Consider the following 17,616-nt stretch of genomic DNA (forward strand, 5'->3'; position numbering starts at 1 on the left):
CGGCTCGGGCATGATCCGCCCCATGCCGCGCACGCCGCCCGCCGTCTTCCGGAACGTCCGCCTCGCCGGGCTCGCGCTCGCCTTCGTGCTGCTGGCCGCGTGCGATCGCGCCCCGCCGCCCACCCCCGGCGGCGAACGTCCCACGCAGGCGGTGTTGCTGCTCGCGCAACGCCTGCGGGCGAATGACGCGGCGGGTTACGCCACCGTCGCGGTCCCGCCCGCACTGCATGCGCGACTGGAAACGGCCTGGCGCACCGGGCGCAGTCGCTGGCCGCTGGACGAACTGCCGCTCGACGATCGCCTGCCCGCGATGCTCGCCGCGCTGTCACGTCCGAACGCGGCGGTGGAATTGCAGCAGGTGTTCGAAAAGCAGTTCGCGAACAATGCCGAGGAACTGCATTCGGCCGCCACGTCCCTCGGCCTGTTCGGCGTGCAGTACATCCGCAAGGAAGGCGACTACAGCGTCGCCGAACGCGATCACTATTCGCAGGCCGTGCAGGGCGTGGCGCGCTGGGCAGCGAACGCACCGCTCGCCGACCGCAAGCGCGCACGCGGCGCGATCGCGTTGCTGACGACGGCCGCGCGCCGCACGGGCATCGACAACGACGAAGACTTCGCCGGCTTCGGCATGCAGGAATCGCTGGAGCGCCTCGGTCCGTTCCTCGCGACCGCCAAGCAGGTGTTCGCCACCTACGGCCTCGACCTCGATGCCACGCTCGCGACGCTCGATGCCCGCCTGGTGTCGCAGACCGGCGACACCGCCACCGTCCGCGTGCGCTACCAGCTCGGCCAGCAACCGGTCGACACGGTGCTGACGCTGCAACGGATCGAAGGGCGCTGGTACCTCGAGGATTACCTGCGCAACGCCGAAGCCTCGCTCGAAGGCCCCGACCGCCCGGCCGCGCGCGCGATGCCGGCGTCCGACCGGCGCACCCGGGCCCGCTGAGCGGGTGACGCCCCCCGGCGGGGCACCTTCGCCATAATGGCGGCGATGCCGAACCAGCCGAACCTCTTCGACGACCCGCCCGCCCCGCAGGCGGCCGCGACCCCCGCACCGCCCGCCGACCCGTCCGTGCCGCCGCCGGCCGACGTCGATGCGGCCGCCGATGCCCCGGTCGCAGCGGAACGCGAACCGACCATCGAACCGGAACGCGAACCGGCGCCGGACGCCCCCGAGCTGCCCCTCGCCCCGCCGGCGCCCGCGCCCGCGGCGGAGACCGCACCGGCCCCGGCCGTCGCGTCGCTCCCGGTCGCGACGCGCCCGCCGATGTGGGCGCGCCTGATGGGCAAGGTGCTCGACCCGTGGATCCAGCTGGAACTGGAACCCAAGGCCCCGGCCGAACACGCCGACGGCCGCGCCGTCTGCTACGTGCTCGAGGACTACGGCCTGTCGAACGCACTGATCCTGGCGCGCGCCTGCCGCGAAGCCGGGCTGCCGTCGCCGCTGCAGCCGATGCCGGGCGACCCGCTCGGTCGCAAGCGGGCCTACGTCGCGCTGTCGCGCCGCAATTCGAACGCGCTGAAGGTGCTGGGCCTCACGCCCGGCCCCGAACACAAGACGCACTCCGGCTCGCTGGCGCGCTTGCTGCAGGCCCACCGCGACGATCCGGCGCTCGACGTGCAGCTGGTCCCCGTGTCGATCTTCGTCGGCCGCGCGCCGGACAAGCACAGCGGCTGGTTCTCGGTGCTGTTCTCGGAAAACTGGACGATCGTCGGCCGCTTCCGCCGCCTGCTAGCAATCTTGCTCAACGGGCGCGGCACGACGGTGCAGTTCGCGCCGCCGATCGCGTTGCGCGCCACGGTCGAAGAAGGCCTGGATCCCGAACGCACCGTGCGCAAGTTGTCGCGCGTGCTGCGCGCGCATTTCCGCCGCCTGCGCGCGGCGGTGATCGGGCCCGATCTCTCGACGCGGCGATTGCTCGCCGACCAGGTGCTCTCCGCCGATTCGGTGAAGGAAGCCATCGCCGACCAGGCGCGCCGCGAGAACGCCAAGGATCCGGAGAAGGGCAAGGCCGAAGCGTGGAAGAAGGCGCACGCCTACATCTACGAGATCGCCGCCGACTATTCGCATCCGGTCGTGCGCTCGGCGAGCTTCCTGCTCAACATGGTGTGGAACCGCATCTATCGCGGCGTCCTCGTGCACCACCTCGACACGCTCAAGCAGGCCGCGCCGGGGCACGAAGTCGTCTACGTGCCCTGCCATCGCAGCCACATGGACTACCTGCTGCTGAGTTATTTGCTCTACACCAAGGGCATCGTGCCGCCGCACATCGCCGCGGGCATCAACCTCAACCTGCCGGTGATCGGGCCGATCCTGCGCCGCGGCGGCGCGTTCTTCCTGCGACGCAGCTTCCGCGGCAACGCGCTGTACTCGGCGGTGTTCACCGAATACGTGTCGCAGCTGGTGGCCGGCGGGTATTCGCTCGAATACTTCATCGAAGGCGGGCGCTCGCGCACGGGCCGCCTGTTGCCGCCGAAGGGCGGCATGGTCGCGATGACGGTGCGCGCGTTCGTGCGCCAGCCCACGCGCCCGGTGCTGTTCCAGCCGATCTACATCGGTTACGAAAAACTGCTCGAAGGCGACAGCTACCTCGACGAGCTGATCGGCAAGCCGAAGCAGAAGGAATCCATCTGGCAACTGCTCATGGGCATCCCCGCCGTGCTGCGCAGCAACTACGGCCAGGTCGTGGTGAATTTCGGCGAGCCCATCAAGCTGTCGGACATGCTGGCCGAACACGCGCCGGCGTGGGACGGCACGCCGCTGCATGAAGACGATCGCCCGGACTGGCTGTCGACCACGGTGGATGCCACGGCGGTAAAGATCCAGGAACACATTAACCGCGCCGCCGACGTCAATCCGGTCAACCTGCTCGCGATGGCGCTGCTGTCCACGCCGAAGCACGCGATGGGCGAAGTCGACCTGCTGGCACAGATCGCGTTGTCGAAGACGCTGCTGGCCGACGTGCCGTACTCCGACCGCGTGACGGTCACGCCGCACACGCCGGAGCAGATCATCGCGCACGGCGAAGAGATCGCGATGCTGTCGCGCACCGCGCATCCGCTCGGCGACGTGCTCAGCGTGGACGAGGACACCGCCGGCCTGCTGAGTTATTTCCGCAACAACGTGCTGCACCTGTTCACGGCGTCGGCGTGGATCGCGGTGTGCTTCCTCAACAACCGGCGCCTGGCGCGGCAGCACGTGCTGCGGCTGGGGCGCACGGTGCATCCGTTCCTGCAGGCGGAGTTGTTCCTGCCGTGGGATGCGGACGAATTCGCCGAGCGCATCGATCGCACGATCGAGGTGTTCATCCGCGAAGGCCTGCTCAAGCAAGTGAGCGAGGACGACGGCGGCATCCTGTCGCGCAGCGCGGGGCAGACGGACGAGGTGTTCCGCCTGCGCGCGATCGGGCATTCGCTGCAGCAGGCCTTCGAGCGCTATTACATCGCGATCTCGGTGCTGGTGAAGAACGGCGGCGGCACGTTGTCGTCGGGCGAACTGGAAAGCCTGTGCCAGCTCGCCGCGCAACGCCTGTCGCTGCTGTATGCGCCGGCGGCGCCGGAATTCTTCGACCGCACGTTGTTCCGCGGCTTCATCCAGAAGCTGCGCGAACTGCGCCTGGTGTGGCCGGATGCGAACGGCAAGTTGCTGTTCGACGAACGCCTGGATGCGTGGGCGAAGGATGCGCGGATGATCCTGGGCCGCGAATTGCGCCACACGATCGAGAAGGTGAGCCCGGAAGCGGCGAAGCCCGCGGCCGCGGCGGAACCGGTGGCGGACGCGACTGCATCGGAACCGCCCGCGCCGCCGGCGGCGTGATCAGGCGGGTTCGTCGGGGATCATCGCGGACTCGATCTTCGCGATCGCGTCCTTGAGCTGCAGGCGCCGTTTCTTCAGTCGCTTGATCGTGAGGTCGTCGATGTCGGACGCGTCCTGCAGCCGTTCGATCGCAGCGTCCAGGTCGCGGTGCTCGAGCTTGAGCTCGATCACGCGCTGGGCCATGCGCCCGAGTTCGCTGGGGTCCGTGGGCTGGTTCACGCAGCGAGCTTAACGTGGGAACTGTTGCGCTGCCATGCGACGAATGGTTGGAATATGGGCTGATCCGGGCGATTCGTTTGCCGAGCGTCGAGGCAATTCCGACTTGAACCTGCGACTGCGACGGGACTAGGATTTCCGCCACCACTCCTCCCTGCCGCGCCATTAGGTTGGCTCCACGGCCCGGGACGAAAAAACCGCCTGCGGGCGGTTTTTTCATTTCCGAAGGAACGCAACCATGGCAAAGGATTTGCCGACGGCCGTCTACGTGGACGGCCACAACCTCTACTACGGCCGGATTCGCGGCACGTCGTTCAAATGGCTCGATCTCGTCGGGCTCTTCGACCGCTTGATCCATGACCAGAATCCCGCGTCCTTGATCACGCAGGTCCGGTACTTCTCCGCTCCCGCAATCGCGCGGCTTGCGTCGCATGGCGCGGCGTCGGTCATCGCGCAGCAGGACTACCACCGCGCCATGCGCCAACGCTATGGAGCGCGGTTCGACGTGACCTGGGGCGCGCACACCTTCGATCGCAAGGGCACGCTCCTGCCCCGGTTCGTCGAGGGCGTGCCGTATGACCGAAAGGATCGCGTGCGCGTCTGGAAGCTGGAGGAGAAACAGACGGACGTGAACCTCGCGCTGGCGATGTATCGGGATGCGTGTTCCGGCGCTTATGGGCAATTGGTGGTCTGCACGAACGACAGCGACGCGGCGCCCACCCTGGCCGCGATCAGGTCCGACTTCCCCGCGATCATCCTCGGCGTCGTCACGCCGGTGCGTCCGCCGGAGGCGTCCGCGACGCAGCGGGGCATCAGCCGATCGCTGACAGGGAACGCGGATTGGTCCAGGCACTACCTGCTCGACGCAGAACTCGCGCGTTCCCGCCTGCCCGATCGCATCCACACCGGCCGCAAACCCATACGAAAACCAGCCCACTGGTAGCCGGAATCGCCGGAGTAGAATGCGCGGCCGCCCGTCGTGTCGTCGCCGAACCTGCGCATGTCCACCGTGCCCCTTCCCCTGCTCGAGCCCCAGCCGCGCGCGCGTCGCGCCGGGCACGAACACCAGCGCCTGGCCAAGCGCCTGCGCCACCAGGTGGGGCGCGCGATCGCCGACTTCGGGATGATCGAGGACGGCGACAAGGTGATGGTGTGCCTGTCCGGCGGCAAGGACAGCTACACGATGCTCGACGTGCTGCTGCAACTGCGCGAGAAGGCGCCGGTGGCGTTCGACCTGGTTGCGGTCAACCTGGACCAGAAACAGCCCGGGTTCCCGGAACACGTGCTGCCGGAGTACCTCGCGTCCGTCGGCGTGCCGTACACGATCCTGGAACAGGACACGTATTCGGTGGTCAAGCGCGTCGTGCCGGAAGGCAAGACGATGTGCTCGCTGTGTTCGCGCCTGCGTCGCGGCGCGCTGTATGCGCACGCCGAAGCCGAGGGGTTCACGAAGATCGCGCTGGGCCACCATCGCGACGATCTGGTGGCCACGTTCTTCCTGAACATGTTCTTCCACGCCAGGCTGGGCGGCATGCCGCCGAAGCTGCGCTCGGACGACGGCAAGCACGTTGTGATCCGTCCGCTCGCGTACGTGCGCGAGGCCGACATCACCGCTTACGCGGCGGCGCGCAATTTCCCCATCATCCCGTGCACGCTGTGCGGCTCGCAGGAAAACCTGCAGCGCAAGCAGGTGCAGAAAATGATGGCCACGTGGGAGCGCGAATCGCCGGGTCGCATCGAAAACATCGCGCGCGCCCTCGGCGATGTGCGACCCTCGCAGTTGACCGATCCGACGTTGTTCGATTTCCTGTCGCTCGGTGCGCGCAGCGATGCGCCGATGCCGGACGCGCACGCGTGGCTGGCGGGCGACCCGCACGGCGACGACGCCGCCGATTGATCCAAACCTCGTCCCATGGATTCCCGCGTTCGCGGGGATGACGGACTTTCACTGGAATTTCGATGTTCTTTCGCAACCTGACGCTGTTCCGCTTCCCCACCTCGCTCGACCTCAACGAACTCGAACCCCGCCTCGCCGAATGCGCGCTCAAGCCCGTCGGCGCGCTGGAATTGTCCTCGCGCGGTTTCATCTCGCCCTTCGGCCGCGACGGCGAAGCGCTGTCGCACCGCATCGGCGACGCGATCTGGCTCAGCATGGGCAGTGAAGAAAAGCTCCTGCCGGGCGCGATCGTGAACGACCTGCTCGCGCGCAAGCTCGAAGAGATCGAGCGCAAGGAAGGCCGCAAGCCCGGCGGGCGCGCGCGCAAGCGGCTGAAGGAAGACCTGGTGCACGAGCTGCTGCCGCGCGCGTTCGTGCGCCCGGGCCGCACCGATGCCTTGCTCGACCTGGGCCACGGCCTGTGCATCGTCGATTCGTCCTCGCGCAAGTCCGCGGAGAACGTCGTCAGCGAGATCCGCCATGCGCTGGGCTCCTTCCCCGCGCTGCCGATCAACGCCGAAGTCGCGCCGCGCAGCATCCTCACGGGCTGGATCGCCGGCGAACCGCTGCCCGAAGGCCTGACGATCGGCGACGAATGCGAGCTCAAGGACGCCGCCGACAAGGGCGCCGTCGTGAAGTGCCAGCGCCAGGAACTGCAGTCCGACGAGATCGCCAAGCACCTGGAAGCCGGCAAGCAGGTCACCAAGCTCGCGCTGACGCTGGACGACCACGTGTCGTTCGTCCTCGGCGAGGACCTGATCGTGCGCAAGTTCAAGCTGCTCGATGGTGCGGTGGATGCGCTGGAATCCACCGAACGCGACGACGTGCGCGCCGAACTGGACGCGCGCTTCGCGCTGATGGCGGCGGAAGCCAAGCGGCTGTTCAGCGTGCTGGAGCCGGCGTTGAAGATTTCGCGCGCCGACGACTGACCGCACGCGGGCGCACCACGCGCCTACAATCAGCGCGCCCTTCGCCCGAACGCCCCTCGCACGACGAATGTCGAAACTGCTCCGTCGCCTGCTGGCGCCGCGCGCGCCCATCCTCGAACGCGACGTCACGTCGCTCGAGCTCGGCGACGGTCGCCGCGTGGAAATCCAGCGCGTGCGCAATCCCCGCGCGCGTCGGCTGCGCCTCTCCGTCGATGAGCGCGGCGCGCGGCTGACGCTGCCCACGCGCGCAAGCCTGGTGTCGGGCGAACGCTTCCTCGCCGAACACCGCGACTGGCTCGCCGACCAACTGGCGCGCTACACGCTGGACGGGTTGCCGACGCTGCAGCGCGACATCACGACCACGTTGCCGCTGCGCGGGGCGCAGGTCCCGTTGCGCTGGTCCGAAGGGCGTTTCACGTGCGTGGATTTCGACGCGCTGGCCGGCGAAATCATCGTCCGTGCGCCCGCGCGCGCCGGCGATGCCGCGTTGCGCCGCGCGCTGCGCGATTTCTACGAGGGCCAGGCGCGTGCCGACGTGGGCCGCTGGCTGCCGAAATACCTGCCGTCGCTGCCGCGCCCGCCGCGCCGTGTCGCGTTCAAGGTGATGTCGTCGCAGTGGGGTTCGCTGGCGCCCAATGACGTGGTGGCGCTCGACCTGGCGCTGGTGCTCGCGCGCCCGTCGGCGTTCGAATACGTGCTGGTCCACGAACTGTGCCATTTGCTGCGTGCGGACCATTCGCGTGCGTTCTGGCGCGAAGTGGAACTGCGGTTCCCGTCGTGGCGCGACGAGCGCGACTATTTCCACGCCGAAGGACGACGCGTCAAGGCGACGCTGCGCACGCTGCTGTCCGGTTGAAACCGCTCCGCACGTTTCCTGCCGAGTGCTTCACTCGAGGACTCGCCCCATGCGCACCTTCATCCACATCTCCGGCGCCGTGTGCGTCGCAATCGTGCTTGCCGCGTGCGGCAAGTCGCCCGGCGAGAAAATGGCCGAGGCGGCCATCGAAGCAGGCACCGGCCAGAAGGCCGAGGTCGACGCCGACAAGGGCGCGGTCACGTTCAAGACCGACAAGGGCGACATGAAGGTCACCTCGGGCGACCAGGCGACGTTGCCCGCGAATTTCCCGAAGGACGTGTACCTGCCGGCCGGCTACAAGGTGGGCAGCGCGATGGAGATGCCGGGCGCGATGGTGGTCGACGTCGAAGCGCCGGGCACCGTGACCGACACGTTCGCCGCCGCGGTGACGAAGATGAAGAGCGAAGGCTGGACGCAACGCGTTGCGATGCAGCAGACGCCGCAGTCGCAGGTCGTCGTCTACGAGAAGGCGAATCGCGACGCCACGTTGTCGATCTCCGAGAACCCCGGCAAGGGCGGCGTGCGGATCGGCGTGCAGGTCACGACCAGGCAGTGAGGAAATCACCGATCGCTGCGGCGATGGTGGCGGGATCTTCCATGTGCAAGTGGTGGCCGCCCGCGATCACCTGCACCTGCCCGTGCGGCAGCCGCGCGGCGCGCTCGCGGCGCAGGGCTTCGGGGAAATATGACGGGGCGGGATCGGCATAGAGCACGCGCGTGGGGCAATCGATGTGGGCCAGCAGGTCCTGCACCTGGCCTTCGGTCATGCGCACGGCGGTGGTGATCGTCAGGCGCGGATCGCTGCTCCACACGAAACCGCCGGGCACCGCGCGCATGCCGCGTTCCACCAGCAGGCGCGCGACGGGTTCGCTCAATCCGTTGGCCTGCATGCGGGCGCGGATCGCGGTGTCGAGGTCGGGGAACACGCGCAGCGACTTGCCGGCGAGCGCGCGCCGCGCGGTCACGGCTTCGCGCAAGCGCGCGGCGGTGCGGTCTTCGCGATCGGCCAGCGCACCGAGGGCTTCGATGGCGAGGAAGCGCGCAACGCGATCGGGCGCTGCGGCGCTGAGGATGCTGCCGATCGCCGCGCCCATCGAATGGCCCAGCACGGCGAAGCGTTCCCAACCGAGCGCATCGGCCGCATCGAGCACGGTGTGCACGGTGCCGGCGAGCGAATACTCGGCGCCGGGGGCGAGGTGCGCGCTGCGGCCGTGGCCCGGCAGATCGAGGGCGACGAGATCGATGCCCTGCAGGTGTGCGGACAGCGGCACCCAGGTCGCGGCGTTGTCGAGCCAGCCATGCAAGGCGAGGACGGGCACGCCCGTGCCACCGCGCAAGCCGGTGAGCGGGCCGAAGGGCGTGTCGAGGGTGATCTCGTGCAAGTCGGTGCTCACGAAGTCATCGCCCGCCTCGCGATGGCCGCGAGTGCGTCCGCATGCGCCGGCGCGTCGTTCAGGCACGGGATGTAGCGCAGCGCTTCGCCCCCCGCATCGCGGAAGATCTTCGCGTTCTCGATCGCGATTTCTTCCAGCGTCTCCAGGCAATCCACCGCGAAGCCGGGGCACACGATGTCGATCGTGCGCACGCCATCGCGCGCGAGGACGGGCAGGGTGAGCGCGGTCGCAGGTTCCAGCCACCGCTCCTTGCCGAAGCGCGACTGGTACGTGAGCAGGAAGTCTTCCGCGCGCAGGCCCAGCTCCGCCGCGATCGCCGCCACGCTCGCCTCGCATTGCGCGGCGTAGGGGTCGCCTTGGTCCACCAGGCGTTGCGGCAGGCCGTGGAAGGAGAAGACGAGCTTGTCGCCGCGGCCCTGCGCCGCCCAGTGGGCGCGGATCGAATCGGCGACGGCGCGCACCCAGCCCGGATCGCGGTGGTAGTCCTCGATCACGCGCGGCGCAAGGCCGGGAACGCGGCGCACCACATCGTCGACCGAGGCCGTCGTGGTCGTGGAGTACTGCGGATACAGCGGCAGCACGACGACGCGGCCCGCTCCGCCGCGACGCAATTCCTCCAGCACCTGCTGCACGGACGGCTGCCCGTAGCGCATCGCATGCACCACGCGTACCTGCGGCATCCGCTGCTGCACGGCGGCGGCGAGGCGGCGCGTGTGCACCGCGAGCGGCGAACCCCCGTCCATCCACACCGCCGCGTACTTCTTCGCCACGCGCGTGCTGCGCAGCGGCAGGATCACGCAGAACAGCAGCGGCGCCCACAACCAGCGCGGCAGCGCGACGACGCGCCGGTCCATCAGGAATTCGGCCAGATAGCGGCGCACCGCACCCGGCGTGGGCGCGTCGGGCGTGCCCAGGTTGACGAGGACGATGGCCGTATCAGCGGCCACGGTGTCGGAAGAAGGGATGCCTGCTGCGCTCATGGGGCATAGGATGTCACGCAGGAAGAAAACCGGCTCCGGTTGGTGCGCGATTCATCGCATCGCGCCTAGCCTGCGTCCAAGTTGCCTTTTGCGTTGCCTTTGCTGTCGTTGCGTTGCCCGCCCCCCCGATCGGAGTTCCGCCATGTCCCGTCCGTCGCGCCGCGTGTTGTCCATCGCCCTGTCCTCCGTCCTCCTCGCCGCCAGCGTGTCCACCGCCTTCGCGGGCACGCACGAAGACGAACGCGCCCGCAACGCGGTGCGCGTGCTCACCGACATCCAGGCCATCCCCGAGAACGCGATCCCCGACAAGCTGCTCGACGAGGCCCGCGCGGTCGTCATCGTGCCGGACACCATCAAGGCCGGCCTGGTCATCGGCGGGCGCCGCGGCCACGGGATGATGTCGGTGAAGAATCCCGACGGCACCTGGTCCAACCCGGCGTTCGTCAGCCTCACCGGGGGCAGCATCGGCTTCCAGGCCGGCGTGCAGTCGGCCGACGTGGTGCTGGTGTTCCGCAGCGACCGCGGCCTGGACTCCATCGTCAACGGCAAGTTCACCCTCGGCGCCGATGCGGGCGTCGCGGCCGGCCCGCTGGGGCGCAATGCGTCCACGGCGACGGATGGCGAATTCAAGGCGGAGATCTGGTCGTGGTCGCGCGCGCGCGGCCTGTTCGCGGGCGTCGCCCTCGACGGCGCGGTGCTCTCCATCGACGACGCGGCCAACCAGGCCGTGTACGGCGAAGGCACGACGCCCCGCATGATCTTCGAAGGGCGCGCACCGGTCCGTCCGTCGGAGGCCGTCGTCGCGTTCCGCGACCGCCTCGAGGAAGCCAGCCTCATCGCGCGCACCAACCGCGGCACCGGCACGCCGGTCGCCACGGCGCAGACCTCGACCACGGTGACGGCGTCCGCCGCGGCCGTGCCGGCAACGCCTGCACCGGTCGCCACCGACGGCACCGGCAGCACCACCGCCGCGCAACCGGTGCTGCCCGGCGACGAGGCGCCCGCGCGCACGGAGTCGTTGCCGCCCACGCCCTGAGGCCGCCACCCGCATTCACTTACGGCGGCTCTCACATCCGCTGCGCTATCCTTTCGCTCCCCTCAAGACCGGACATGCGCACATGGGTGGTTTCAGCATCTGGCATTGGCTGATCGTGCTGGTCATCGTGGTGCTGGTGTTCGGCACCAAGCGCCTCGGCAGCGTCGGCAAGGATCTCGGCGAAGCGGTGAAAGGCTTCAAGAAGGGCATGGACGACAGCGACAGCAAGCCGTCCGCGCGCCTGCCCGACGCCAACAACACGCGCGACGAGATCGACCAGCGCGAGCGCGAGCGCCGCGAGCAGGAACAACGCGACCGCAACGAGCCGCCGCGCTAAGCGCGCCGGCTCCCTCGCGCCTCCCGGGAGCGACGGTCGATGTTCGACATCGGTTTCAGCGAACTGCTGGTCATCGCGGTGGTGGCCTTGCTGGTGCTCGGTCCCGAGCGCCTGCCCAAGGCCGCGCACTTCGTGGGCCTGTGGGTGCGCCGCGCGCGCTCGCAATGGAATTCGGTGAAGTCGGAATTCGAACGCGACCTGGCCTCCGAAGAATTGAAGCGCAGCCTCCGCGAAACCCGCGAATCGCTGCGCCACGCCGAAGACCAGATCCGTAGCGGCGTCACCGGGTTCAAGACGCAGATCGAATCGGGCTTCGACGATGCGGCCGCCGCGCTGCCGGCCGCGCCGCGCCCGGACCACGCGCACGTGGCCGCCGAACAGGCGGAAGCCGAAGGCGCCGAGCCGCACACGCCCTCGCTGTTCCCCGACGACCACGGCGAATATCCGCTGGAATCCTCGCGCGAACCGCTCTACGAACCGCCGCCGCCCGACGACCTGGACGACGACGACGCCCCGCCGCCGCACCCCGCCGACGATGCCCATGCAGGACGCTGACACCACGCAGCCGAGCCGGCTGATCGACCACCTGATCGAACTGCGCTCGCGCCTGCTGCGTGCCGTCGCGGGACTGATGGTCGTGTTGCTCGGGTTGTTGCCGTTCGCGGAGAAGCTCTACAACCAACTCGCGGCCCCGTTGATCAAGAAGCTCCCGGCCGGCGGGCATTTCATCGCGACCGAAGTGGCGGGCGGGTTCTTCGTGCCCGTCAAGGTGGCGTTCTTCGCGGCGTTGTTCGTCAGCGCGCCGTGGCTGCTGTACCAGGCGTGGGCGTTCGTGGCGCCGGGCTTGTACCAGCGCGAGAAGCGCCTGGCGATGCCGCTGCTCGCCTCGGCCGTCGTGCTGTTCTACGCAGGGTGTGCGTTCGCGTACTTCCTGGTGCTGCCGTCGGTGTTCGGCTTCCTGACGCGGTTCACGCCCGAAGTCGTGCAGATGACGCCCGACCTCGGCAAGTACGTGGACTTCGTGCTCGTGATCTTCCTGGCGTTCGGTGCGAGCTTCGAATTGCCCGTCGCGCTCGTGATCCTGGTGCTGCTCGGCTGGGTGTCGCCGAAGCAGCTGTCCGAATGGCGCGGCTATGCCGTGGTCGCCATCTTCGTGGTGGCCGCGATCATCACGCCGCCGGATGTCGTGTCGCAGCTGATGCTGGCGTTGCCGATGATGGCGCTGTACGAGGCCGGCATCATCGCGTCGCGCTTCGTCGCGCCGAAGCCGGCGGCCGTGGAGCCACCGGCGGAATAAGCGTTCGTCAGGCTTCGATGCCGCGGAACGGCGGCGGCGGCATGCCCTCGCCTTCGAACGTATCGCGCCACGCGAAGTACGAACCGCCCGCCAGCACGACCAGCAGCGCCGTGCCGAATGCGAGCAGCACCGCCGACGACAGCACGCCGCCCACGATCGGATGCACCAGCGCGCCCAGCGCGCCGAGCAACACCGCCACCAGCACCACCACGACCACCGCGACGACGGTGCCGAGCACGAACAGCACCGCGGCCAGCAGGTTGGGCGCGACGTTGCTCACCGAAGCGCGCAGCGCGCCCCGCACCGCATCCATCACCGACACGCGCGAGAACAGCACCAGCGGCACCGCCAGCAGCATCGCCACGTAGGTGAAGTAGTTGTAGCCCACCTGCAGGACGAACAGCAGGATCGGATGGCGCGGTTCCGGCATCGTCATCAGCGTGCTGATGTCGCGCATCGCGGCCATGTATTCCTTCACGTAGTCGGTGCCCGTGATCGACACCAGCAGCAGGCCGAACACGATCGCCACCACCACCTGCAGCACGCCCAGCGTCGCCAGCTGCGGCAGGCGCCCTGACTTGAACGGGGCGAACAGATCGGTGGCGCGCGCGGGGCGGCCGGCCTCGACTTCGCGGATCACGTGCATCAGGCCGCCGAGCAGGATGGGCATCAGCATCATCAGCGCGAGCGTCATCACCGCGGCCACGCCCATGAGCGCGCCCGACGCCGCCGCGCCCTGGCCGCGGCCGAACAACGTCGCCGCCAGCCCGAGCACCACCACGAACAGGTACATCGCGCCGATCAGCAACAACGCCGCGCCGAACACCGCCTTCGGATTGCGCGACCCCAGGTTGATGGCATCGCGGAACCAGGCCAGGCCCTGGCGGGCGGGAACGTGGCGAACTTGCATGGCAACTCCGGTGCGTGGCGCAGGCGCCACGTGGATGGGGGGACGACCGTGATCAGGCGTGCGGCGCGCGCCGCGACTGCAGGTGGCGCGCGTGGCGGATGAAGCGGCGCAGCACGCGCCGTGCATGCGGCGCCGCGGTGATGCTGCGCGAAAGCTGCTTCGAACAACGCCCTTCGCGCGCCAGCGCATCATGCCGCGCCTGCACGTAGCCGCGCATGTGCGTGCCGCTGAATTCGGGATGGAACTGCACACCCCACACGTGGTCGCGCCAGCGGAAGGCGTGGCAATCGTCCTGCGGCGAACGCGCGAGCACCGTGGCGCCTTCCGGCGTGCGCAACACGCTTTGCAGGTGCGTGGCCTGCGCGGGGAATTGCAGCGGCAGGCCCGCGAACAGCGGATCGGCCTCCGCGGGCGGATGCAGCTCCAGGCCGATCGTGCCCATCTCGCGGCCGGTCGGGTTGTAGCCGACCTCGCCACCGAGCGCGTGCGCGATCAGCTGGTGCCCGTAGCAGATGCCGAACAGCGGCAGGCCTTCGTGCGCGGCTTCGCGCAACCACTGCGCGCTGCGCTCGCTCCAGGCGTGGCGGTCGGTGACCATCGCGCCGGAGCCCGTGACGATGACGCCGGCGAAGCCCGCGCGCGGGGGCAGCGGATCGCCGCGTTCGACGTTGGCCACGATGGCCTCGTCGCGCTCCAGGCCGGCGGCGACGCGGATCCAGTGCGGGAACGTGCCGTGGCGGCGCATGGACGCCACCGGCTGGCCGGTCTCGAGGATCAGGAAGGGAAGTTTGGCGTGCGGCGCGTTCAAGGCCGGGGGAAAAGCGCGTGGCGTGGCGGCGACGGCACCTATACTAGCCCGCTTTTCCGCGCCCGAAAGCCGACGCAATGTCCGGAACCATCACTTTCCAGGCCCTGATCCAACGCCTCAATGCGTATTGGGCGGAACAAGGCTGCGTGCTGATCCAGCCGCTCGACCTCGAAGTCGGCGCCGGCACCTTCCATCCGGCCACGTTCCTGCGCGCGCTCGGCCCCGAGCCGTGGAATGCCGCCTACGTGCAGCCCTGCCGCCGTCCCGCGGACGGGCGCTACGGCGAGAACCCCAACCGCCTGCAGCGTTACTACCAGTACCAGGTGGTGATGAAGCCCAATCCCGACAACATCCAGGAGCTCTACCTCGGCTCGCTGGTGGCGCTGGGCCTTGACCCGCTGGTGCACGACCTGCGCTTCGTCGAGGACAACTGGGAATCCCCCACCCTCGGCGCATGGGGCCTGGGCTGGGAGGTCTGGCTCAACGGCATGGAAGTCACGCAGTTCACCTACTTCCAGCAGGCCGGCGGCCTGGAATGCCGCCCGGTGCTCGGCGAGATCACCTACGGCCTCGAGCGCCTGGCGATGTACCTGCAGAACGTCGACAACGTGTTCGACCTGGTGTGGACCGTCGGCCCGCAGGGCCCGGTGTACTACCGCGACGTGTACCACCAGAACGAAGTCGAGCAGTCGGCCTACAACTTCGAGCACGCGGACGTGGCGGAACTGTTCCATCGCTTCGACGCCTGCGAAGCCGAGGCGATGAAGCTCGTCGAACTCGGCCTGCCGCTGCCGGCCTACGACCAGGTCTGCAAGGCCTCGCACAGCTTCAACCTGCTCGATGCGCGCCGCGCGATCTCCGTGACCGAACGCCAGCGCTACATCCTGCGCGTGCGCAAGCTGTCGCAGTCGGTGGCCGAGGCGTATTACGCGCAGCGCGAGAAGCTCGGCTTCCCGGGCCTGAAGACCGCGGAGGCCGTGCGATGAGCGCCGTGCACCTTCCGCTGCTGATCGAGCTGGGCACCGAAGAACTGCCCGTCAACGCGTTGCCGGGCCTGGCGCAGGCCTTGTTCGACAACGTCATCGACGGGTTGTCGAAGCGTGGCATCGCATTCGATCGCGGCGACGCCAAGCCGCTGTATTCGCCGCGCCGCCTCGCCGTGCTGTTGCCGGGCGTGGCCGTGGGCCAGGACGAACAGCGCAGCGAAGTGCTGGGCCCGTACCTCAACGTCGCGCTCGATGCCGACGGCCAGCCCACGCGCGCGCTGCAAGGTTTCGCGCAGAAGGCCGGCGTGGAATGGACCGCGCTGGAACGCACCAGCGACGCGAAGGGCGAGCGTTTCGTCCATCGCGCGGTGAAGCCGGGCGCGCAGACCGCCACGCTGCTGCCGGAAGTCGTGCGCGAAGCCATTGCCGCGATGCCGATCCCCAAGCCGATGCGCTGGGGCGCGCACACGCATGCGTTCGCGCGGCCGGTGCACTGGCTGGTGCTGCTGCTGGGTGCGGACGTCATCGAAGGCGAAGTCCTCGGCGTGAATGCCGGGCGCAATTCCCGCGGCCATCGCTTCCTGCACGACAAGCCCGTGTGGATCGGCGCGCCCGGCGATTACGTGGATGCGCTGCGCGGTGCGAAGGTGCTGGTGGATCCGGACGAGCGCCGTTCGCAGATCGTGCGCGAAGTCGAACACGCCGCCGCGCAGGCGGGCGGAACCGCGCGCATCGACGACACCAACCTGGCGCAGGTCAATTGCCTGGTGGAATGGCCCAGCGCGGTGCTGTGCGACTTCGAAGCGGAATTCCTCGCCGTGCCGCAGGAAGCGTTGGTCGCGACGATGGAAGCCAACCAGAAGTTCTTCCCGGTGCTCGACGGCGACGGCAAGCTCACGCCGCACTTCATCGGCATCGCCAACATCGTGTCGAAGGACGTCGCGCAGGTCCGCAAGGGCTACGAACGCGTGATCCGCCCGCGCTTCGCCGATGCCAAGTTCTTCTTCGCCGAAGACATGAAGCAGGGCCTGGCGTCGATGCACGACGGCCTGCGCACGGTGACGTACCAGGCCAGGCTCGGTTCGGTCGCGGACAAGGTCGCGCGCGTCGCGGCGCTGGCCGAAGGCATCGCGCGCGATGCGGGCGCCGATGCTACGCAGGCGCGCCGCGCCGCCGAACTGTCGAAGGCCGACCTGCAGTCGCGCCTCGTGAATGAATTCCCGGAATTGCAGGGCATCGCCGGCCGTTATTACGCCGCGGTGGAAGGCGAACCGGTCGCTGTCGCCAATGCGATCGACGAGGCCTACATGCCGCGCTTCGCGGGCGATGCGGTGGCGCCGTCGATGCTGGGCCGCGTGCTCGCGATCGCCGAGCGACTGGACACGCTGGCCGGCGGTTTCGCCGCGGGGCTCAAGCCCACCGGCAACAAGGATGCGTTCGCGCTGCGGCGCAATGCGCTGGGCCTGGCGCGCACGTTGATCGAAGGGGGGCTGGACCTGGACCTCGTGCGCCTGCTCGAACGCGCGCGCGATGGCGTCGGCGCCGTGCCCGGCGAAAAGGGCGCGACCACGACGGCCGACGTCAACGAGCTGATGGAGTTCATCGTCGACCGCCTGCGCGCGTACTACGCCGACCAGGGCGTGCCGCCGCAGCAGTTCGAAGCGGTCGCCGCGCTGCGGCCGGTGTCGCTGCTCGACTTCGACCGCCGCCTGCGCGCGATCGCGGAATTCGCGACCTTGCCGGAAGCCGGCGCGCTCGCCGCCGCCAACAAGCGCATCCGCAACATCCTGCGCAAGGTGGAAGGCGACGTGCCCTCGCGCGTGGATGCGGCGCTGTATTCCGAAGCGGCCGAGCGCGATCTCGGCCAGGCCGTCGATGCGGCGATCACCGACACCGACGCGTCGCTCCAGTCGCGCGATTACGTCTCGGTGCTCGGCCGCCTGGCGCGCCTGCGTCCGCAGGTGGATGCGTTCTTCGACGGCGTGATGGTGAACGTCGACGACGTGGCCGTGCGCAACAACCGGCTGGCGTTGCTGCAGCGCCTGTCGGATCGCCTGGGCAGCGTGGCGGCGATCGAGCACCTCTCGACGTAAGCCCCCGGGGGCGTGTGATCG

At 69.1% G+C, this 17,616-nt stretch carries 18 protein-coding genes; 13 read left to right on the forward strand and 5 right to left on the reverse strand.

The window, feature by feature from the left end; translation table 11 throughout:
- The first annotated feature begins 22 nt into the window (after positions 1 to 22).
- Both LYSCAS_RS06090 and plsB read left to right on the forward strand, forming a co-directional pair.
- Positions 23 to 946: a hypothetical protein gene (locus tag LYSCAS_RS06090; RefSeq protein ID WP_213436723.1), complete on the forward strand. Its 924-nt coding sequence runs from the start codon at positions 23 to 25 to the stop codon at positions 944 to 946.
- 45 nt (positions 947 to 991) lie between these two features.
- Positions 992 to 3,817, forward strand: a complete 2,826-nt coding sequence (plsB, locus tag LYSCAS_RS06095; protein WP_213436725.1) for a glycerol-3-phosphate 1-O-acyltransferase PlsB — start codon at positions 992 to 994, stop codon at positions 3,815 to 3,817.
- Here plsB and LYSCAS_RS06100 read toward each other — a convergent pair whose 3' ends face one another.
- Complete coding sequence (locus LYSCAS_RS06100) at positions 3,818 to 4,036, reverse strand: YdcH family protein (RefSeq protein ID WP_407075163.1); 219 nt, start codon at positions 4,034 to 4,036, stop codon at positions 3,818 to 3,820.
- Between the two features lie 235 nt (positions 4,037 to 4,271).
- On the opposite strand from LYSCAS_RS06100, the gene LYSCAS_RS15980 reads away from it, so the two are divergent.
- The 5 genes from LYSCAS_RS15980 (at position 4,272) to LYSCAS_RS06125 (ending at position 8,310) form a co-directional block, all read left to right on the forward strand.
- On the forward strand, positions 4,272 to 4,976 hold the full coding sequence (locus LYSCAS_RS15980) for an NYN domain-containing protein (protein ID WP_244858688.1): 705 nt from the start codon (positions 4,272 to 4,274) through the stop codon (positions 4,974 to 4,976).
- Positions 4,977 to 5,033: 57 nt separating this feature from the next.
- Positions 5,034 to 5,930 (forward strand): tRNA 2-thiocytidine(32) synthetase TtcA, encoded by an 897-nt coding sequence (gene ttcA / locus LYSCAS_RS06110; protein ID WP_213436727.1) that lies wholly within the window; start codon positions 5,034 to 5,036, stop codon positions 5,928 to 5,930.
- A 62-nt stretch (positions 5,931 to 5,992) separates the two neighbouring features.
- Positions 5,993 to 6,898, forward strand: coding sequence for a recombination-associated protein RdgC (locus LYSCAS_RS06115; RefSeq protein WP_213436729.1), 906 nt, complete (start codon positions 5,993 to 5,995; stop codon positions 6,896 to 6,898).
- Between the two features lie 67 nt (positions 6,899 to 6,965).
- Positions 6,966 to 7,754, forward strand: a complete 789-nt coding sequence (locus LYSCAS_RS06120; RefSeq protein ID WP_213436731.1) for a YgjP family zinc-dependent metalloprotease — start codon at positions 6,966 to 6,968, stop codon at positions 7,752 to 7,754.
- Between the two features lie 49 nt (positions 7,755 to 7,803).
- On the forward strand, positions 7,804 to 8,310 hold the full coding sequence (locus LYSCAS_RS06125) for a hypothetical protein (protein ID WP_213436733.1): 507 nt from the start codon (positions 7,804 to 7,806) through the stop codon (positions 8,308 to 8,310).
- Here the strand turns inward: LYSCAS_RS06125 and LYSCAS_RS06130 are convergent.
- Both LYSCAS_RS06130 and hemH read right to left on the reverse strand, forming a co-directional pair.
- Positions 8,294 to 9,148 carry an alpha/beta fold hydrolase gene (locus LYSCAS_RS06130; RefSeq protein ID WP_213436735.1) on the reverse strand — a complete coding sequence of 285 codons (855 nt, stop codon included), beginning with the start codon at positions 9,146 to 9,148 and terminating at the stop codon, positions 8,294 to 8,296. The genes LYSCAS_RS06125 and LYSCAS_RS06130 overlap by 17 nt on opposite strands.
- Positions 9,145 to 10,128 (reverse strand): ferrochelatase, encoded by a 984-nt coding sequence (hemH, locus tag LYSCAS_RS06135; protein WP_213436737.1) that lies wholly within the window; start codon positions 10,126 to 10,128, stop codon positions 9,145 to 9,147. The genes LYSCAS_RS06130 and hemH overlap by 4 nt, the downstream gene beginning before the upstream one ends.
- A gap of 142 nt (positions 10,129 to 10,270) precedes the next feature.
- Between hemH and LYSCAS_RS06140 the strand changes: the two genes are divergently transcribed.
- From LYSCAS_RS06140 to tatC, 4 genes are all read left to right on the forward strand, one after another.
- Positions 10,271 to 11,164, forward strand: a complete 894-nt coding sequence (locus LYSCAS_RS06140) for a lipid-binding SYLF domain-containing protein (RefSeq protein WP_213436739.1) — start codon at positions 10,271 to 10,273, stop codon at positions 11,162 to 11,164.
- A gap of 82 nt (positions 11,165 to 11,246) precedes the next feature.
- Entirely contained in the window at positions 11,247 to 11,501 is a 255-nt protein-coding gene (gene tatA / locus LYSCAS_RS06145) for a Sec-independent protein translocase subunit TatA (protein WP_213436741.1), read from the forward strand.
- A 39-nt stretch (positions 11,502 to 11,540) separates the two neighbouring features.
- Positions 11,541 to 12,056 carry a Sec-independent protein translocase protein TatB gene (gene tatB / locus LYSCAS_RS16140; protein WP_213436743.1) on the forward strand — a complete coding sequence of 172 codons (516 nt, stop codon included), beginning with the start codon at positions 11,541 to 11,543 and terminating at the stop codon, positions 12,054 to 12,056.
- A complete protein-coding gene (gene tatC, locus LYSCAS_RS06155) occupies positions 12,037 to 12,798 on the forward strand; it encodes a twin-arginine translocase subunit TatC (RefSeq protein ID WP_407075164.1) in 762 nt (253 codons plus the stop codon). The genes tatB and tatC overlap by 20 nt, the downstream gene beginning before the upstream one ends.
- Before the next feature lie 7 nt (positions 12,799 to 12,805).
- On the opposite strand, the gene LYSCAS_RS06160 is transcribed toward tatC, so the two are convergent.
- Positions 12,806 to 13,708, reverse strand: a complete 903-nt coding sequence (locus tag LYSCAS_RS06160; RefSeq protein WP_213436753.1) for a BPSS1780 family membrane protein — start codon at positions 13,706 to 13,708, stop codon at positions 12,806 to 12,808.
- Positions 13,709 to 13,760: 52 nt separating this feature from the next.
- Positions 13,761 to 14,453, reverse strand: a complete 693-nt coding sequence (locus LYSCAS_RS06165; protein ID WP_213437635.1) for a glutamine amidotransferase — start codon at positions 14,451 to 14,453, stop codon at positions 13,761 to 13,763.
- Positions 14,454 to 14,593: 140 nt separating this feature from the next.
- Here LYSCAS_RS06165 and glyQ point away from each other — a divergent pair, with 140 nt between their 5' ends.
- Together glyQ and glyS are read left to right on the forward strand one after the other, a co-directional pair.
- Positions 14,594 to 15,502, forward strand: coding sequence for a glycine--tRNA ligase subunit alpha (gene glyQ / locus LYSCAS_RS06170; RefSeq protein WP_213436754.1), 909 nt, complete (start codon positions 14,594 to 14,596; stop codon positions 15,500 to 15,502).
- Positions 15,499 to 17,595: a glycine--tRNA ligase subunit beta gene (gene glyS, locus LYSCAS_RS06175; RefSeq protein ID WP_213436756.1), complete on the forward strand. Its 2,097-nt coding sequence runs from the start codon at positions 15,499 to 15,501 to the stop codon at positions 17,593 to 17,595. The genes glyQ and glyS overlap by 4 nt, the downstream gene beginning before the upstream one ends.
- Positions 17,596 to 17,616: the final 21 nt, after the last annotated feature.

Origin of the sequence: Noviluteimonas caseinilytica (assembly GCF_018406605.1) — a bacterium.
Lineage (GTDB): Bacteria > Pseudomonadota > Gammaproteobacteria > Xanthomonadales > Xanthomonadaceae > Noviluteimonas > Noviluteimonas caseinilytica.

Excerpts from the sequence above, each read along its gene's own strand:
- LYSCAS_RS06090 (WP_213436723.1), top strand. The coding sequence starts at position 23 with ATGCCGCGCACGCCGCCCGCCGTCTTCCGGAACGTCCGCCTCGCCGGG.
- plsB (WP_213436725.1), top strand. The coding sequence starts at position 992 with ATGCCGAACCAGCCGAACCTCTTCGACGACCCGCCCGCCCCGCAGGCG.
- LYSCAS_RS15980 (WP_244858688.1), top strand. The coding sequence starts at position 4,272 with ATGGCAAAGGATTTGCCGACGGCCGTCTACGTGGACGGCCACAACCTC.
- ttcA (WP_213436727.1), top strand. The coding sequence starts at position 5,034 with ATGTCCACCGTGCCCCTTCCCCTGCTCGAGCCCCAGCCGCGCGCGCGT.
- LYSCAS_RS06115 (WP_213436729.1), top strand. The coding sequence starts at position 5,993 with ATGTTCTTTCGCAACCTGACGCTGTTCCGCTTCCCCACCTCGCTCGAC.
- LYSCAS_RS06120 (WP_213436731.1), top strand. The coding sequence starts at position 6,966 with ATGTCGAAACTGCTCCGTCGCCTGCTGGCGCCGCGCGCGCCCATCCTC.
- LYSCAS_RS06125 (WP_213436733.1), top strand. The coding sequence starts at position 7,804 with ATGCGCACCTTCATCCACATCTCCGGCGCCGTGTGCGTCGCAATCGTG.
- hemH (WP_213436737.1), bottom strand. The coding sequence starts at position 10,128 with ATGAGCGCAGCAGGCATCCCTTCTTCCGACACCGTGGCCGCTGATACG.
- LYSCAS_RS06140 (WP_213436739.1), top strand. The coding sequence starts at position 10,271 with ATGTCCCGTCCGTCGCGCCGCGTGTTGTCCATCGCCCTGTCCTCCGTC.
- tatA (WP_213436741.1), top strand. The coding sequence starts at position 11,247 with ATGGGTGGTTTCAGCATCTGGCATTGGCTGATCGTGCTGGTCATCGTG.
- tatB (WP_213436743.1), top strand. The coding sequence starts at position 11,541 with ATGTTCGACATCGGTTTCAGCGAACTGCTGGTCATCGCGGTGGTGGCC.
- tatC (WP_407075164.1), top strand. The coding sequence starts at position 12,037 with ATGCCCATGCAGGACGCTGACACCACGCAGCCGAGCCGGCTGATCGAC.
- LYSCAS_RS06160 (WP_213436753.1), bottom strand. The coding sequence starts at position 13,708 with ATGCAAGTTCGCCACGTTCCCGCCCGCCAGGGCCTGGCCTGGTTCCGC.
- LYSCAS_RS06165 (WP_213437635.1), bottom strand. The coding sequence starts at position 14,453 with ATGCGCCGCCACGGCACGTTCCCGCACTGGATCCGCGTCGCCGCCGGC.
- glyQ (WP_213436754.1), top strand. The coding sequence starts at position 14,594 with ATGTCCGGAACCATCACTTTCCAGGCCCTGATCCAACGCCTCAATGCG.
- glyS (WP_213436756.1), top strand. The coding sequence starts at position 15,499 with ATGAGCGCCGTGCACCTTCCGCTGCTGATCGAGCTGGGCACCGAAGAA.